Annotated in this window: 12 protein-coding genes; 7 read left to right on the top strand and 5 right to left on the bottom strand. The window is 64.1% G+C overall.

Going from position 1 to position 17,861, the window contains the following annotated elements:
- Positions 1-88: 88 nt before the first annotated feature.
- The 4 genes from OH491_RS14220 to OH491_RS14205 all read right to left on the bottom strand — a co-directional run bounded on the left by OH491_RS14220 (position 89) and on the right by OH491_RS14205 (position 7,556).
- Positions 89-2,365: a TonB-dependent siderophore receptor gene (locus OH491_RS14220; protein WP_334319370.1), complete on the bottom strand. Its 2,277-nt coding sequence runs from the start codon at positions 2,363-2,365 to the stop codon at positions 89-91.
- Between the two features lie 153 nt (positions 2,366-2,518).
- Complete coding sequence (locus tag OH491_RS14215) at positions 2,519-4,837, bottom strand: TonB-dependent siderophore receptor (RefSeq protein ID WP_068770669.1); 2,319 nt, start codon at positions 4,835-4,837, stop codon at positions 2,519-2,521.
- Between the two features lie 128 nt (positions 4,838-4,965).
- Entirely contained in the window at positions 4,966-6,249 is a 1,284-nt protein-coding gene (locus OH491_RS14210; RefSeq protein WP_084442250.1) for a sialidase family protein, read from the bottom strand.
- A 41-nt stretch (positions 6,250-6,290) separates the two neighbouring features.
- Positions 6,291-7,556, bottom strand: a complete 1,266-nt coding sequence (locus tag OH491_RS14205; protein ID WP_068770670.1) for an exo-alpha-sialidase — start codon at positions 7,554-7,556, stop codon at positions 6,291-6,293.
- Between the two features lie 251 nt (positions 7,557-7,807).
- Between OH491_RS14205 and OH491_RS14200 the strand changes: the two genes are divergently transcribed.
- From OH491_RS14200 to OH491_RS14175, 6 genes are all read left to right on the top strand, one after another.
- On the top strand, positions 7,808-9,670 hold the full coding sequence (locus OH491_RS14200; protein WP_068770671.1) for a DEAD/DEAH box helicase: 1,863 nt from the start codon (positions 7,808-7,810) through the stop codon (positions 9,668-9,670).
- 281 nt (positions 9,671-9,951) lie between these two features.
- Positions 9,952-10,386, top strand: a complete 435-nt coding sequence (gene fucU / locus OH491_RS14195) for an L-fucose mutarotase (RefSeq protein WP_068770672.1) — start codon at positions 9,952-9,954, stop codon at positions 10,384-10,386.
- A gap of 215 nt (positions 10,387-10,601) precedes the next feature.
- Positions 10,602-11,030, top strand: a complete 429-nt coding sequence (locus tag OH491_RS14190; protein ID WP_068770673.1) for a TlpA family protein disulfide reductase — start codon at positions 10,602-10,604, stop codon at positions 11,028-11,030.
- Between the two features lie 122 nt (positions 11,031-11,152).
- Complete coding sequence (locus OH491_RS14185; protein WP_334319371.1) at positions 11,153-12,151, top strand: helix-turn-helix domain-containing protein; 999 nt, start codon at positions 11,153-11,155, stop codon at positions 12,149-12,151.
- Between the two features lie 39 nt (positions 12,152-12,190).
- Positions 12,191-13,228 (top strand): aldo/keto reductase, encoded by a 1,038-nt coding sequence (locus OH491_RS14180; RefSeq protein WP_068770674.1) that lies wholly within the window; start codon positions 12,191-12,193, stop codon positions 13,226-13,228.
- A 43-nt stretch (positions 13,229-13,271) separates the two neighbouring features.
- A complete protein-coding gene (locus tag OH491_RS14175; RefSeq protein ID WP_068770675.1) occupies positions 13,272-14,333 on the top strand; it encodes an alkene reductase in 1,062 nt (353 codons plus the stop codon).
- Positions 14,334-14,501: 168 nt separating this feature from the next.
- On the opposite strand, the gene uxaC is transcribed toward OH491_RS14175, so the two are convergent.
- Positions 14,502-15,926, bottom strand: a complete 1,425-nt coding sequence (gene uxaC / locus OH491_RS14170) for a glucuronate isomerase (RefSeq protein ID WP_068770676.1) — start codon at positions 15,924-15,926, stop codon at positions 14,502-14,504.
- 324 nt (positions 15,927-16,250) lie between these two features.
- Between uxaC and OH491_RS14165 the strand changes: the two genes are divergently transcribed.
- A complete protein-coding gene (locus OH491_RS14165) occupies positions 16,251-17,819 on the top strand; it encodes a DEAD/DEAH box helicase (protein ID WP_334319372.1) in 1,569 nt (522 codons plus the stop codon).
- Positions 17,820-17,861 lie beyond the last annotated feature (42 nt).

Genomic DNA, 17,861 nt, shown 5'->3' with positions numbered 1-17,861 from the left:
GTCAGCGTTTTTTCAAATATGATTCCGGCCAGCACTCCGACCTGATTTATTCCGGGAAAACACGGCGGCAGGGCGTGTGCGCCGTGGCTTAAAAACCAAGCTCGTAGCGGGCGAAAAACGCGCGCTCGTCGTTCTTGCGGCCCGAGGCGGACCACCACTCCTTGTCGAAAAGGTTTTTGATGTTCAGACCCACGCGGTGCCGGTATTTCCTTATGGTGAAAGGATAGCTGACAGACAGGTCGTAAATCGTCGCGCTGGGACGCACCTCCTCGATGCGGTTGGCCGGGCCGTAATTCAACTGGAGCTTGTTGGTTATCTCCCCGCGCCCCGTGATCTGCGAGCCCGCGGTGCCGTAACGGGCCACGTAGCGGTCGGTGTAGCGCGCGGAGAAGCCGAGCTTGAGGCGCCTGAGCCAGCCCGACTGGATTTGATACGTGATCGACGCGCTCCCGGTGCGGTGCGGCGCGCGTAGCAAGACGATGCCTTCCTTGGCCGTATCGTTGGGTGATTTGATCGTGCGCGCATTCATATAGGAGCCGGCCGCCATCACGGAAACGCCAGGCGCCATATCCGCGAACACCTCAACCTCGAAGCCTTCCGAGCGTTCCTGGCCCGAGCCCAGATACTGGGGCCTCCCGCTTTCGTAATCATCCTCGTCGGAATACAGGGCGTTCAACTGGGGAATATTATCGCGGTCGATCCGGTAAACCGAGGCCGTCCAGAACGCCTTCCCCTCCACAAGCTCGCCCTTGACGCCCGCCTCGTAGCCGGAGGCGTTCACATTATCCTGAAGCTTGCCGGTGCCCCGGTCGCGGGTGGTCGAGGGGGTGAACGATGTGCTGTGGTTTCCGAACACCACAAGCCTGTCGCCGAGGATCGGGACGTTGGCGCCGAGGCTCCAGCTCCATGCGCCCTCGTCCTTTTTTCCGGAGCTTTGCGGGTTGAGATAATCAACATAGTCAACCTCAAGCCGGTCGTAACGGCATGAGGCAAAAAGCAACGCCAAGTGGCCCAGCGCCATGCGCTCGGAGAGCAGGAAACCCGTCATCTTGCGGTCGGGCTGGAAATGCTCGACCTCGCGCGTGAGCAGGCTGCGGTCGTAGCCGGAGAAATCGGGATTGGCGGCATTCAATGTCCGCACGCCGGCCGGCAGGTTGTTGCGGTCCTCCGTGGTCATTTTCCATCCCCAGTCCTCCGAAAAATAATCGGAAAAATCACAAGTGAACAGAAGCTTGTGGGCGGTCGGGCCGAGCTTGAATGCGGTCAGCAAATCCACCTGTCCCTGATAAGTCACGGCGTCCGCCTTGTCGTGGAATGGGTCGCGATTATTAAAGTTTCCAGTCGCCGTGGAATAACTCGGTGCCGAGCTGGTGGAGGAGGTGGTCGTCCATGTCCACGACTCGTAGGGGCGTTGCCACCATTGCAGGTTCACGCGCAGGCTCATGAAGCTGTTGAGCCGCTGCTCGACACGCACGTCGAGCGTGGTGATGTCGCGGATTTGTTCGAAGTCGGGGCCGAGCGGATTGAACCCCTGGCGCGTAAGGTCCTGCGCGATGCCGCCGGTGACGCTCGCGCCTGCCGCCACGCCGGTGACCGGACTGATCCATGTGGACGGATACGACGTGGTGATTCCGGCCGAACCGCGGTTCATGACGCGCCTCATGCGCTCAAGCTCGACCGTGATCGTGGTGTTCCGGCCCGGCTGGAAAGTCACCGCGCCGCTGGTCGCGAGGGTCTCGCTATAAAAGAAATCTTGGAACCCGCCCGTGTCCGTATAGGTGGCGTCGAAACGGGCGAACACCCGTTTGTTGTCGAGCGGCCCCGTGTTTATGTGCGCCTCGTATCTTTGATAATCATACGAGCCCATGCGGGTCGCCACTTTCACGCTGCGTTTTCTGAACGGGCGCTGGGTGACGTAGTTCACCACGCCGCCCGGCTCCGTGAGTCCGAAAGTGGCCGCGAGCGGCCCTTTTATAAACTCCACCCGCTCCAGGTTCACGGTCTCGGCGATGCCGATCCGCTGGAAACCGTTGCGGTAAAACTGCGGCTGGAACCCGCGAAACGACACATAGCCGCCGGTGCCGCTCTGCCGCTCACCCGCGATGTTGCCGCCCGCCACGTAGGACAGCTGGTCATCGACCTCCTCGAGCATGAAATTCTCCACAAACTCCGTCGGCAGCACCGTCACGCTTATCGGCGAATCCACCATGCGCGTGTTGATGCGCATGGCGCCGAGCGTCTCGTCGGTCTTCACATGGTCTTTCACGCCCGTCGATTCGACCCGGAATTCCTCCAGGATATAAACCTGCTCCGGCTCGGATTCCGCCGGCGCCGGCGGCGCGGTCTGCGCGCCGAGCGGCATCATGAAAAACGGGAATATGGCGGAAACAAAAATGATTCCGCCTGTCAGTTTGATAAGAGGCGCTGCGAAGCGGCTGGCGACATTCGTGTGCATGGAAGGAGACGTAAAATGAATGTTCTGCGGGGATTGTATTTGGCGGGTTTTCCGGAAACAGGATCAGAAGCGCAGCGTGTAGCCGGCATACGCGCCGAATCGCTCGCCGGCGAAGGCGCCCGTATCAATATATTGTCTGTCAAAAATGTTCTTGAAGTTGATGCGCACGCGGTGCCTGAACTTTCCCGTCCGCCATTCATAGGCCGCGCCCGCATCCCACACGATATAGGAGGGCACGCGGATGTCCCTCCGCCCGTCGTTGCTCCTCACATAGTCGTCGCTATCCCTGATGCCGCCGGTGGTGGGCGCCGTCGGGTAGGAATTTCCCATGTAACGGACACCGAGGTTAAGCGCGAGTCCCTTGAGCCATCCGGATTTAAAACTGTATTTCCCGGCGACGCCGCCGTTCATCTTGGCTGTTTTCGCGGGGCGGCGGCCCACGGCGTCGAGGTCGTTTCCCGCATAGGTCAGGCGCGGGTTCGTGTATCCCCAGCCGCCGAGCAACTGAAATTGTTTCCCGACTTGATAATTGAAATCCATCTCGATTCCCTCCGACTTCACGGTGCCCATCGTGCGGGTGATTGACCGGGCTCTGAGCACCGGGTCGCCGGTTTCGGGATCCAGGACGGGATTGCCGTCCGCGTCGAGTTCCGGGAAATCTTCCGTCTCGGTGGTTTTCACCCCTTTTTTCTCGATGGAATAAATGCTGGCGGTCACGCTCAGGCGCTTGTTGAAGAGAAGGGATTTGAATCCGGCCTCGTAGCCGATGCCCTCCTCGTTGTCGAGTTTCTCCCCGTCATCGCCCAACTGCCCTTGCGGCATGAACGAGGTGCTGTAGTTGACGAAGAACGTATGCTCCGGGGTTATCTTGTAATTCAGGCCGGCCTGCGGGGTGACGGCGTTCGCACTGTGCTTCGCCGTGTAAACGGTGGCTCCGGAGCCCCCGGCCTGGTCTTGCAGGTCGAAATCGACGTAATCGAAACGCGTGCCGGCGACGCCAACCAGCCGCCCCTGCATCGCGCTGATTTGATACCGGAGAAAGAACCCGTAAACGCCGGTCCTGTTAATGTCATCGCGGGTGCGATCGGTATATAAATCCGGATTGTGGGGCAGCAGGAAGTAATCGGGGTTGTCCACGTTGAGATTCCGCACGTTGTAGCGGGAGTCGTTATAAACAGCCGACGGGGTTTGCCATGTCTGCCGGGCGTCATTGATAAAATTGTAATCAAGCGTCAGGAGCACCCGCTGCTCCCAGCCTAGGTCACGCGCGCGCCAATGCGCCAGGAAGTCGATTTGCGCTCCCCTTGAGTATTGGAAAATGGTGCTGTATTCGGGCTCGCGGAAAATGATGTTGCGCGTGTCCGCCGCGAAGCGGTCGCCCACGGAACGCAGCCGCCAGAAATCCCGGTCGTCGTAGTTGAACGACGCCTTCATGGACAGCACCCGGCCAAACCGGTGCTCGAATGCGACATTGAAGGTGGTGACGGCCCGGTCATTGTATTCATGCGGTCCCTGGAGGCTGAAGGAGAACAGCTCGTAGGCGTAGCCGGTGCGCCTGCCCCGGCCCACCGAGTCATTTTGCCCGCCCGCGATGGTGAACGGCAGGGCGGTGCCGCGTCCCATGTCCTTTTCCAAGTGTTCATATTCGACACTCAGAGAGGTGTCCGCGGAAAACTTGTGGGAGACGACCAGCGCCCACATTTGCTGGTCCGTGTGCCGGAATTCCTGCTCGTAATTTCGCTTGTAGCTGGAGGCGCTCAACAGGTAGGTCGTCCGGGCCCGCTTGCCGCTGAACAACGGGCCCGTCGCGCTCATCTCGACACGCTCCGAGTCGTAGCTCCCGGCGGAGAGGCCCAGATAATAGCCGGGCTTGGATTTCGGCTTGGTGGTCACCACATTGATCATGCCGCCGGGCTGGGTTTGTCCATAGATGGACGCCGCGGGCCCCTTGATCACTTCCACGCGGCTGATGTTGATCCTGTCCACCAAGCCTCCGCGCCTGAAACCGTTCCTGAGCTGGGCGCTGTTGGGAACGCCGCGCAGCGAATACGAGCCCTCGACATCGGAGTCCGGGCTGAAGGAGCTGGTGTAGGCAAATTGCTCGGGCAATTCCAGCAGGGCAAAATCCTCCATGAATTCGCTCATGACCACGTTTACCGTGTAGGGCAGGTCGCGGATGAGGGTGGCCACGCGCGTGCCGGTGATGGAGTCGGTCGCGGCGTAGCCGGTGTCATCGCCCGAGACGACTTCAAACGTGTCGAGCTTGACGATTTCCCCGTCATCCCCGGCGGGCCCCGGGGCGGATGCGTTTTGCGCGGGCAGGAGAACCGTGCAAGCATGGAGAATCGGGAGAAGGAGGGCGAGGGACAGGCGCGTTCTCATGGTTTTTGGGATGGCAACTGGCAAAACAAGTCTGCATGGCGCGAGGCGGCGTGTAAGCCCGCGGTTTCGAAAATCGTTAAGTATCCCGTTTTGTATGTTCCTTCTCCGCGTGGGGCGCGGCGCGTTCTCTATTTTTTCTTTTTGGCGGGACCGAGCGCCTTGTTCACCAGTTGCTTGGCTCTGGATTGTTTTGATTTGAAGGCGCCTTGCCGGAGATCCTCCTCGGTAAACCTCGCATATAATATTTCCCTCTCGGCGGCGCGCTGGCGGTCGTAGATTATATAAATGTCGCCGTCCGGGGACTGAAAGCCGTCGGGATAGGTGACATTCGCGCGCTCGTCGAGCATGAGCCCCTTGCTCCAGGTCCCGCCCTCGTCATAGGAAACAAAGGCCATGAGCTGTCCGCGTTTTTCAAGCTGCTCGCCGATTTTCCCGAGCTTGACGAGCAGGATGCCGCCCGAGGCCAGCCGGCGGAAGAATACGCGCGCGCCTTTTATCACATGCTTGACGGGGGAGGGCTGGGGCTCGGTCCAGGTTTCCCCAAAATCGGAGGAAAAGGCTTCGACCAGCCCGTCCTGGGTGCGGCTCAGCATCCACAGGCGCCCGTCCTTCAGCTCCACGAGCGTGTGCTCGTCAAACCTGCGGCCTTCCGGCGCCACGCCGCCGCGCCGGGTCCAGGTTTTCCCCTGGTCGGACGAGGCAAACCAGTGCGCCATGCGCATGTCGTCCAAGTCATGAAAAAGCTCGCTGAAGCCGGGGAATTTTTCGGTCTCCGGCTTCACTTTCATTTCGGAGCGAATCCAGTCGCGCGTCCACAATGAGACCGGCAGCAGCCACTCGCCATTGGACAGGACGACAGGTTTGTTGAGCGTGGCGCCGTGCCAAATGCGCCGGGGCGCCGACCAGACCGGATTGTCGGAGTCGGGGTTTTCGCAAATCGCGGCCCACGATCCGCCCCTGCCGTCGAAATAGCCCATGGACTGGTCGAAGAACAACCAGAGCCGGCCCAGCGGGTCGGTCCAAGGCACCCCCACCAATGTGCGGCGCTTCAATCCATTGGCGGCCTCGACCGGGTCTATCACCAGCCGGGGCTTGCTCCACGTCCTGCCGTTGTCATCGCTGGTGGCCGCGACAAAATAGCCATCCTCGCTGTCCCCTCCCGCGACCCAGACCGCCCATATCCTGCCCTTCGGCGTTCGGTCCATGCCGATGACCATGCCGTAATTCCGCGCTTTGTCGGAATACTCAGGACCGGGATTTGTATTAAAAACCGGCGGCTCCAGCGCCAGCTCCAAGGCTTCGGCCAGGGAGATTTCGCGCGCCCCGTTCGCACTGTTCGCGGATGCGGGGGCGGCGACGGAGAGCAGGCATGATAATATGCCGGCTAGACGAAACTGGGCGGATGCACGCATGGTGGCTCTGGGTTTGGGCGGGGAGGGACGCGGTCCCCGGTTTATTTTATTGAGTCGAGGGAGACTGACGAAACCGCCATGTCCTCCTTGTTGATCGAATATAAAACGTGAATCACGCCGTTGTGCATGATCATGCTCGGGTAGCCAAACGCGGTGCCGCGCGCGCGGCCGGTGATTCCCGAAAAACGCGGTCCCCTCGACGCGCCCGCGCGCAGAGCGAACACACGGTCGAACGCCTCGCCGTCGGCGCTGGTTGAGAGGGTCAGCGGATCGCGCGGCAGATAAAGCCCGCTGTCGAAACGAGGGGCGATCTGGTTGCCTATCAGCAGCACCCGCCCGTCTGAAAGCCGGTGCGCCTGCGCGCGGCTCGGCGCGTCGGGTATGTCCGTCGGATGCGGCTTTGACCAGCCGCCTTTGCCATCGGGGAAGCTTGCATACATCCGGTTGTTCAGCACCGGCTCCTCGCCCTTTTTTTGAAACGAACGCTGAAGCACGACCAGACCTGCCTTGCTCCTATACATGAAGGGCTCGATCAACCTGGCGCCATCGATGCCGCGCGAATGCACGATGCGCTCGCCGGCGGAGTGAGCCCACCAGCTTATGGTGTCGTTGTCCGCATACCATTGCCTGATCCTGGCGGCGGTTTCCGGGATTTCCCGCGCCCCCGGCATGAACGAGGGCAGTCGCCCATTCTCCGGCAGTTGCCGCAACAGGAACGCCGCCCCGGGCTTTCCCTGCGCAGTGAGTTCGCGGGCGATGGGATAGATGCCGGCGCCGTGCACATAGACGATTCCATATAATTTCCCGTCAGCGACCACCCATCGGTCGGGTTTCAGGTGAATGCCTTGTTTGTCCGTGTTCAACACCGGGCCGGGCGCCGGACAAAATTCTCCGTGGAAGGCCCATTGTTTCCCATCCTGCGATGAGGCAAACAACACCCGCTGCCCCGGGCCGTCCTCTCCGAATGGGTGGTTTCCCCACATCGCATAAAAACGCCCTCCATAATATATCAAGCAGGCATAGTGATTATAAGCGCCGTCGCGGCGGGATTTCGGACGCCATACTTCAAAATGCTCCGCGGTCTTGAGGATGGGGAAGCCGGCGGCTCTTGAGCCGTCCTCGGCCGGCATCGGCGCGCGCCACATGGGGACGACCGGCGTTCCGTAAGCCGTGGCCTTGTCGGTAGCTATTTCCCGCGTGCCGAGCCGCAGCAGTTGTGTTTTGGCCGTGGACTGCGCAGCCCGGGTTGAAGGAACAAACGAGGCCAGAAGCAACACGCCGGTGAATATTGAAATGCGAAAAAACATGGCTCCAATACAATAAGAAAGGTTGGCTTTGAGGGGAGATACACGGGCATGTCGGCCCGGTTGCGAAAGAAAGTGGTCTGCAGGCCGGCGTTAACAATGCCGATCATCCGAAAATCGTTACGCATCCGGCCTCCCAAAACACCCGCGCTGCCGTGAGTGCTCCGCAGGCAAAGCATTTGCGCCCGCCCCGTCGCCCCGCTCCTTGCAAAACCAGCCTCGCGTCGCCTCTGCGCTTCTGCATTGCTCGCCCGATGCAACACCTGCGCTTCGCCGAACTCGGGCTTTCCCCCGAAATCCTCAAGGCCGTTGACAAGATGGGCTTCGAGGAGACCTCGCCCATCCAGACGGCCGCCATCCCGCCCATCCTCGAAGGCCGCGACCTCGTCGGCCAGTCCTCCACCGGCTCGGGCAAGACCGCCGCGTTCGCCATTCCCGCCGTCGAAAAAACCGACCCGAAAAACCGCGCCGTCCAGGTGCTCGTGCTCTGCCCCACGCGCGAGCTCGCCGTGCAGGTCTCCGAGGAGGTCGCCAAAATCTCGCTCTTCAAGCGCGGCGTGCACGCCGTGCCCATTTTCGGCGGCCAATCCTACGAGCGCCAGTTCCGCGCCCTCGCCTCCGGCGTGCAAATCGTCATCGGCACGCCCGGCCGCGTGCTCGACCACATGGAGCGCGGCACGCTCAAGCTCGACTCGCTCAAGCTGCTCGTGCTCGACGAGGCCGACCGCATGCTCGACATGGGCTTCCGCGAGGACATCGAGCGCGTGCTCTCGCAGGCGCCCGCCGAGCGGCAGTTCCTGTTTTTCTCTGCCACGATGCCGCGCGCCATCCAGGAGCTCATCCGCCGCTACAGCCGCGACCCGCAATGGGTGAAAATCGAGGCGCAGGCGCAAAACGCCCCGAAGGTGGACCAGGTTTATTTCGAGGTCGAGCGCCGCTCGAAACTCGAGGTGCTCACGCGCCTCATCGACATGCACGACTTCAGCTACGGCATCGTATTCTGCTCCACGAAAATCATGGTGGACGAGCTCAACGACCACCTGCAGGCGCGCGGCTACGCGGTCGAGCGGCTGCACGGCGACATCTCGCAGGCGCAGCGCACGCGCGTGATGGAAAAATTCCGCCGCCGCGGTTTCGAATTTCTCATCGCCACCGACGTCGCCGCCCGCGGCCTCGACGTGGACGACCTCGAGGTCGTCTTCAACTTCGACCTCCCCAACGACGCCGAGGACTACACGCACCGCATCGGCCGCACCGGCCGCGCCGGCAAGTCCGGCCGCGCCTTCACCTTCGTCTCCGGCCGCGAGCTCTACAAACTCCAGTCGATGGTGCGCTACGGCAAACTCAACCTCCGCCGCGAACGCGTCCCCTCGCTCGACCTCGTGGAGGAGGCGCGCGAAAACCAGTTTTTCGAAAAACTCCGCGCCACGCTCGACGACGGCGCCTTCGCGAAACAGGACCGCATCATCGACCGCCTGCTCGAGCAAGGCTACACCAGCACCGACATCATCGCCGCGCTCATCCACATCATGCAGGGCGACGGCAAGCCCGCCGCCGCGCCGAAAAAACAAGAGCGCGAGCCCTGCGACAATGGAGGGACGGCCTCCGTGCCGTCCGCCGCGCGCCAGCGCGCCCAACGTGACACGGGCGTCCCCCCCGTGGACGGCGCTCCGCGCCGCCAGTCCCAAGACCACGGCCAGGCTGCCCGCGCCGCGCCGCGCGATGCCGCCGCCGCGCCGGCAAACCGCGCCCGCGATAAACACGACCTCGCGCAAACCTTCTCCCCCGAGGACGACACTTGCGATCCCGGCGAGCCGGGTCCTGCCCGCCCCTCGAAACAGAAATACGAGCGCCCCGCGCGCACGGGCCGCGAGGCGGGCTTCGCTACGCTGTTTTTCAACGTCGGACGCAAAGACCTCGTCACGCCGGCGGACATCGTGGGCAAGGTCACCGGCGTCACGCGCCTGCCCGCCAGCGTCGTCGGCGCCATCGACATCCACCAGCGTCACACGCTTGTCGATGTGGACGAAAACGAGGCGGCCTTCATCGTGCAAAAAATGGAAGGCATCCGCGTCAAGGGCGCCGTGCTCAAGCCGGCCCTCGCCGACATGTCATAGCGGAACAGGGCGCACTCAAACGCCGGCCCCGTCATCTTTCTCTTTCCTCTTTATCTTTATTCTTTCTCTTTCTTCCCCAAGGCCACGGCACTTGATGGAGAAAGAATAAAGATAAAGAGGAAAGAGAAAGAACATTGGCCGCAGTTTGAGCCGCCGCGGCATGGCGGGGTGTCCGGAGTGGGCACATCCGGCTTCCATTGGAATTTTCGCTTTGTGCTTTTCGGGAATCCGCGTCCCCATCGACGCTGAATTTCACTTCTGCAACCCGCAAAAAAAACGCCATGCTCAAAGGCATCTCCCCGCTCATCAGCCCCGAACTGCTTGCCGTGCTCGCCCGCATGGGCCACGGCGACGAAATCGTCCTCGCCGACGCGCATTTCCCCGGCGAAAGCTTCAACGCCCGCGTGCTCCGCGCCGACGGCCTGCGCATCGCCGCACTCCTCGACGCCATCCTGCCGCTCCTCGAAATCGACACCTACGTGTCCGATCCGCTCGTGATGATGGCCGCCGTCCCCGGCGATTCGCTCGACCCCGCCGTCGAGGCCGCCTACCTCGCGCCCATCCGCAAACACGCGCCCGCCGCGCCCGCCCTCACGCGCATCGACCGCTTCGCCTTCTACGAACGCACCCGCTCCGCCTTTGCCGTCGTGATGACCGGCGAGACCGCCAAATACGGCAACATCATCCTCAAGAAAGGCGTCACCCCCGCCGCCTGACGCCACGCGCGGGCAGGGTGCGACTCTCAAGGCAATAGGAAAATGCAATAAGGAGTGACGGCGTGCGTGATTGCCCCCCTCGCTCCAGCTTCGCTTTGAGTCACACCACGCGCAGGCGTAAAACCGCGCCGTGTCCGTTGACACGCCGCCGCCCGCGTGGTTTTATTGTTTCCTGACCCGGCCAGTCCAAACCCGGAAACGCAACCCTTTCCATCATGAAAAAAACCATCCCCGCCCTCCTGCTTGCGCTCGCCATCGCCCCCCTCGCGCCGTTCATCCACGCCGCCGAAAAAGGCGACACCCCCGCCATCATTTCCCACGGCGAAAAAGTCACCCTGGCCGAGCATCTCGTCGCCGGAAAAACCACCGTGGTCGATTTCACCAGCAAATACTGCCCGCCCTGCGTGCGCCTCTCGCCGCTGCTCGACAAACTCCACGCGCAGCGCGACGACATCGCCGTGGTCAAGGTCGATATCAACCGCCCCAAGACCAAGGGCATCGACTGGAAATCGCCGGTCGCGCAGCAATACCAGCTCAAGTCCATCCCCCATTTCCAGATTTACGATGCCGCCGGGAACCTCGTGGCCGAGGGCAAGGAGGCTCGCGCGAAAGTCAGCGCATGGCTGGAGGGCATCGATTCCTGAGCGCCCTCTTTGCGTGCGGTTCCGGTGTGCCCCGCATGCCATGATGCCGTAAAGAGCTTCGAGGCATTGGAGGGGCGCGGGCGGGGTGGCGCCGGACAAACGGCGATTTTACGCCGTCGTGCTTGCCTCCCCTGCCGGGGCGGGCAAGCGTGACCGGCAGCATGCTGCGCCGGTCTTCCGTCCCATTGCACACCCTGCGCGACTGCCGTCCGGCGGAGGTCGCGCAGCGCGGGATTTTTGTCGGGCGGGTCGAAGATTCGCTCGAACGCTGCCCGCAAAAGGCGGCCTGCCACCGGCACGATCACTTCGAGTTTTTCTGGGTCACGGGCGAAGGCTCGCATTTCAACGACTTCCGGCGCCACGCCCTGCGCGGCCGCTCGCTGGTGATCGTCAGCCCCGGGCAGGTGCATGCGTGGCCGGATGCAGCCGGGTTGCGGGGCATCATGGTCGGGTTCACCGAGGCGTTTTTCGACGGGCGCGAGCCGCCGCCGAGCGGGCTGCTCGGGTATCCCTTCGTGTTCGACGGCGGCGCGCCGCCGGTGCTGCCGGTGGCGGAGGACGACCCGGCGGCGTCCGCCCTCGACTGCGTGACCGCCCAGATCGAGCGCGAATTCGCGGCGCAGGCCGACGGCTGGCTGGCCGTGCTGCGCGATTACCTGCGCATTGCGTTCACCTGGGCCGCGCGGCTGCACGCCGCCGCCATGCCGGAGCCGACGGAAAAGGCCGCCCGCGCGCCGGTGCTGGTCCGGCGCTTCCGCCTGCGGCTGGAGGAAAAATTCCGCGAAACCGGCTCGGTCGGCAACCACGCCCGGGCGCTCGGGGTCACATCGGGCCATCTCAACGACACGCTGCGCGCCTGGACCGGCCGCTCGGCCGGCGACCTCGTGCGCGCCCGCGTGCTGCTGGAGGCGCGGCGACTCCTGCTGCATTCGCCGCTGAGCGTCTCGGAGATCGCCTACGGGCTCGGCTTCAAGGACCCGTCGTATTTCGCCCGGGCCTTCCGCCGCGAGACCGGCGTGTCCCCCGGGGAATTCCGCCTCGATATCCGCGAAAACTACCGGACAAACCCGGCCGAGTCCCCGACGAGCCGGTTGAGATGGGAGCACGCCCGCGCAAGCTAGGAGGCAGTTCTTTTTCCGATTTCAACCGATTCAAAAACCATGGAATACAGAAAGCTCGGGGCCTCTGGCCTCAAGGTGCCGGCATTGAGCCTGGGCACGGGAACCTTCGGCGGCTCCAACAATGCCTTCTTCAAGGCTTGGGGCGCGAACGAAGCGGCCGAGGCCACGCGCCTCGTGGACATCTGCCTCGAAGCGGGGCTCAATCTATTCGACTCCGCCGACATCTACTCGGCGGGACGCGCCGAGGAAGTTCTCGGCCAGGCCATCAAGGGACGCCGCGACCAGGTGCTCATCTCGACCAAGGGCACGTTTCGCGCCGGCGACGGGCCGAACGACGTGGGCTCGTCGCGCCACCACCTGATCCGCGCGGTGGAGGGCAGCCTGCGGCGGCTGGGCACCGACTACATCGACCTCTACCAGCTCCACGGTTTCGATGCGCTCACGCCCGTCGAGGAGACGCTGGGCGCGCTCGACGATCTCGTGCGCGCAGGGAAAATCCGCTACCTCGGCTGCTCGAATTTCTCCGGCTGGCACCTGATGAAATCGCTCGCCGCCTCCGCCCGGCTCGGGCTCGCCCGCTACGTGGCCCACCAGGCCTACTACTCGCTGGTCGGCCGCGACTATGAGCACGAGTTGATGCCGCTCGGGCTCGACCAAGGGGTCGGCGCGGTCGTGTGGAGCCCCCTCGGCTGGGGCAGGCTCACCGGCAAAATTCGCCGCGGCCAGCCGTTGCCGGAGACCAGCCGGCTGCACGCCAAGGACGTGACCGACCGCGGCCCGCAGGTGGACGACGAATATCTTTACCAAGTGGTCGACGCGCTCGACGAAGTCGCCCGGGAAACCGGAAAAACCGTGCCGCAGGTCGCGCTCAACTGGCTGCTCCAGCGCCCGACGGTGGCGACCGTCATCATCGGCGCGCGCAACGAGGAGCAGCTTCGCCAGAATCTCGGCGCCACTGGCTGGAACCTCGCCCCCGCGCAGGTCGCCCGGCTCGACGCGGCGAGCGCGCGGCCTGCGCCCTATCCCTACTGGCATCAGGCCCAGTTCGCCGAGCGCAACCCGCCCGCCGTATCCTGAATCCAACTACAACCGGTCCCGCAAAGCCGCAGCCGCCATCTTTATGTCCGCACTCTTCGATCCCGTCGCGTTCGGCGACCTCCATCTCCCCAACCGCATCGTCATGGCCCCGCTCACGCGCAGCCGCGCCGGCGCCGGCCGCGTGCCCAACGCCCTCATGGCCGGGTATTATGCGCAACGCGCCTCGGCCGGCCTCATCCTCAGCGAGGCCACCTCCGTCACGCCGCAAGGCGTGGGTTATCGCGACACGCCCGGCATCTGGTCGCCCGAACAGGTCGCCGGCTGGAAACTCGTCACGCGGGCGGTCCATGACGCGGGCGGGCGGATCGTGCTGCAACTCTGGCACGTCGGCCGCGTCTCGCACCCGCTTTTCCTCAACGGAGAACTGCCCGTGGCGCCCAGCGCCATCCCGCCGGAAGGCCATGTGAGCCTCGTCCGCCCGCTCACGCCCTACGTCACGCCGCGCGCACTGGAGACCGGCGAGATTCCCGGCATCATCGAGGCCTACCGCCAGGGCGCGGCCAACGCGAAGGAGGCCGGCTTCGACGGGGTCGAAATCCACGGCGCCAACGGCTACCTGCCCGACCAGTTCCTGCAGGACGGCACCAACCGCCGGACCGACGCCTACGGCGGCCCGGTCGAGAACCGCGCCCGCTTCCTGCTCGAGGCGACAGACGCAGCCATCTCCGTCTGGGGACCGGGCCGGGTCGGCGTGCACCTCGCCCCGCGCGGCGGCTCGCACTCGATGAGCGATTCCGATCCGCTGGGAACTTTCAGCTACGTCGCGCGCGAACTGGGCCGCCGGAAAATCGCCTTCATTTTCATCCGCGAATCGCTGGAGGGCGACGCCCCGCGCATCGGCCCGCAACTCAAGGCCGCGTTTGGCGGCGCGTTTGTCGCCAACGAGGGTTTTACGAAAGAGACCGCGGAGCGGGTGCTGGCCGCGGGCGAGGCCGACGCGGTGGCGTTCGGCGTGCCCTTCATTGCCAATCCCGACCTGCCGCGACGCTTCGCGCTCGGCGCCCCGCTGAACCCGGCGAGGCCCGACACATTTTACGCCGAGGGCGCGACGGGTTACACGGATTATCCGGCGCTGGCGGCGTGACATCCGTTATAGACCATTGGCGAACTGCAATGGCGCTTTTGCGCCGCCCTGCCGGATCGAGTGGCACGGGCGGCCCGCCCGTGCGACGGCGCCCCGCGCCGCCATCCCAAAAAACATGGGCGGGGACGCCCATGCCACGCAACCCGCCGCCTTCCGCTGCGACTCGCGCTACAGCGTTCCCGCCTCGAGGCCGAAGTAGCGAAGGGCGTTTTTGTAGCAGATGTCCTCGATCATGCCGCCGACCAGCGCGCGGTCGGCGGGGATGAGGCCGGCCTCCACATCCGCGCCGATCATTGAGCAGAGCAGGCGCCGGAAATACTCGTGGCGCACGTAGCTCATGAAGCTGCGCGAATCGGTCAGCATGCCCACGAAGCGGCTGAGCAGGCCCAGTTGCGAGAGGGCGTTGAGCTGCCACTCCATGCCTTCCTTCTGGTCGAGGAACCACCAGCCGCTGCCGAACTGGATCTTGCCCGGCGCGAGGTCGTCCTGCACGTTGCCGATCATCGTGGCGAAGACGTAATTGTCGGAGGGATTGAGGTTGTAGAGGACGGTTTTCGGCAGCTCGCCGGCCGAGTCGAGCCGGTCGAGGTAGCGGGCGAGACCGCGCGCCTGCGGGAAGTCGCCGATGGAGTCCACGCCTGCATCGGCGCCGAGGCGCTTGAGCAGGCGGCTGTTATTGTTGCGCAGCGCGCCGAGGTGGAGCTGTTTGGTCCAGCCGCGCTTCGCGTCGAGCCGGCCGAAGAAGAGCATCATGAACCAGGTGAACCGGGCGGCTTGCTCGGGGCCGGCGGCTTTGCCGGCACGCGCGGCCGCGAAGATGGCCGATGCCTCGGTCTCGGTGCAATCAGTGTCGGGAATGAATTCGAGGCCGTGGTCGGAGAGCCGTCCGCCGAGGGAGTGGAAGAAGGCGTGGCGCTTGTCGATGGCATCGAGGAAGGAGGCGAGGTCGCGCACCTCCACACCGGAGGAGGCGGCGAGCTGGTCGCACCACGCGTTGAACACGGCGGGCGCGTGGACGACCATGGCCTTGTCGGGCCGGAAGGTCGGGTGCACGCGCGTGGGCAGGCCGGCCTTTTTGATCGCGATGTGGTGTTCGAGCGAGTCCACCGGGTCGTCGGTGGTACACACGACGTTGACGCGGTTCTTGCGCAAAATGCCCTGGGTGGTGAACTCGGGCGTGGCGAGTCTGGCGTTGGCCAGCTCCCAGATTTTCGGGGCGTTGGCCTCGTTGATGACTAGGTCGATGCCGAAATAGCGGCGCAGCTCGAGGTGCGACCAGTGGTAGAGGGGATTGCGCAGCGTCTGCGGGACGGTGCGGGCGTAGGCGAGGAACTTGTCGTAGTCGCTGGTTTTGTTGCCGGTGATGAGGTCCTCATTGATGCCGTTGGAGCGCATGGCGCGCCATTTGTAATGGTCGCCGGCCAGCCAGATCTGGAAGAGGTTTTCGAACTGGCGGTTCGAGGCGATCTGGTCGGGCGGCAGGTGGCAGTGGTAGTCGAAGATCGGCTGCGGAACGGCGTGCTCGAAGTAGAGTGTGCGCGCCCAGTCGGTGTTGAGCAGGAAGTTTTCGGGCAGGAAGGGGTGGTCTTTCATAGGCGTGGGATTCTACGAACACGACACCGGTGTTCGCGCAACGAGTCAATGGAATACGCGGACAGGCGTCCGAAAAAACGCCAAAAGTGATGTCACCCGTCTTCCGCCCTCTTCTTTCCTCTTTATTCTTTCTCTTTCCTCTTTCTCTGCTTTTTCCGCTGTCGGCAAGCGGGCGCCCCGGGAAGGGGGGAAAGAGAAAGAATAAAGAGGAAAGAGGGAGTGCCCCTCGCTTTGGAATCCCGTTCCCGCCCCCTCATCTCCGTGGTTGTCAAAGCCGGCGGATTCGGAAACGCTGTCGCTTTACACACTATGCTTAGAAAGATCATGTCGAAGATTCGCGAGACGCTCGCGCCTTCGAAAAAAAAGCCGGCCGCCAGCAAGACCGGCGGACAATCCTCTTCCAAATCCTCCTCCCGCAACGAAGGCGGGCAGGGCCGTCGCCACGACAAACCGCGCTTTGACGATTCCCGTCCGCGCGGCGAAAAACGCCGCGACGGCAGGCGCGACCGCGACCCGCAGCAGCAGCGCTCCGGCGGCGGCGCGGGAAAACGCTCCGGCTCCCTCGGCGCCCGCGGTTCGCGCGACGGAGGACGTTCCGACCGCGGCGAGCCCCGCGCCCCGCAGGGCGAACGCTACGAGCCGCCGCTCCGCAGCGGCCCGCGCAAACAAATCGCCGACGTGCCTCCGCAGGACACCGCGTTTTCCAAGCTCGGCCTCAACGACCGCGTCGCCTACGCCGCCGCCCAAAAAGGCTATACCGAGCCCACGCCCATCCAGGCGCAGGCCATCCCGCACATCCTCGCCGGCCGCGACGTGGCCGGCTCCGCGCAGACCGGCACCGGCAAGACCGCCGCCTTCGCCCTGCCCATCCTCCAGCGCCTCGGCGCGCACGGCCGCCTCCGCTGCCTCGTCCTCGAGCCCACCCGCGAACTCGCGCTTCAGGTCGAGGAGGCGTTCAACAAATACAGCCAGTACACCGACCTTGACGTCACCATCGTGTATGGAGGAGTCGGATACGGACGCCAGCGCGACGACCTCGCCCGCGGCGTGGACATCCTCGCCGCCACGCCCGGCCGCCTGCTCGACCACATGGAGCAGGGCACCGTCTCGCTCGACCACATCGAGGTCCTCGTGCTCGACGAGGTGGACCGCATGCTCGACATGGGCTTCCTGCCCGACGTGAAGCGCATCGTGCAAAAATGCCCGCGCGAACGGCAGACGCTTTTCTTCACCGCCACGCTCCCGCCCGAGATCACCCAGCTCGCCTCGTGGGCCCTGCGCGATCCCGTCGAGGTGAAAATCGGCCGCCAGCGCACGCCCGCCGAGACCGTCTCGCACGCGTTCTATCCCGTCGTCGTCTCGCAAAAACCCGACCTCCTCGACGAGCTTCTCCGGCGCACCGATTTCCACAGCGTCATCATTTTCAGCCGCACGAAATTCGGCGCCGACCGCATCGCGCGGCGCCTCGCGCGCGCCGGCCACACCGTCGGCGTGCTCCACTCCGACCGCAACCAGCGCGAGCGCACCGAGGCGCTCGCGGGCTTCAAGTCCGGCAAATACGAGGTGCTCGTCGCGACCGACATCGCCGCCCGCGGCCTCGACATCGCGGACGTCTCGCACGTCATCAACTACGACGTGCCCGAGAATCCCGAGGACTACGTGCATCGCATCGGACGCACGGGCCGCGCGCAAAAAACCGGCGAGGCCTTCACCCTCGTCACCGAGGACGACGTGCGCGACGCGCGCTCCATCGAGCGCTTCATCAACGCCAGCATCGAGCGCAAGAAACTCGACGGCTTCGACTATATCTATTCCGCGCTCTTCGACGAAAACGCGCAGCAGGACACCGCGCCCAAGCCCGCCAGCCGCCTCCACCGCGGCCTGCGACGTTAAGCGACGGGGAAAAAACGCATCATCCAATCGCTCTCGTTCTCT

The sequence above is a fragment of the Termitidicoccus mucosus genome (genome assembly GCF_038725785.1).
Lineage (GTDB): Bacteria > Verrucomicrobiota > Verrucomicrobiia > Opitutales > Opitutaceae > Termitidicoccus > Termitidicoccus mucosus.
The sequence above is the reverse complement of the archived record's forward strand: the minus strand, read 5'-3'. Positions and strand labels throughout refer to the sequence as shown.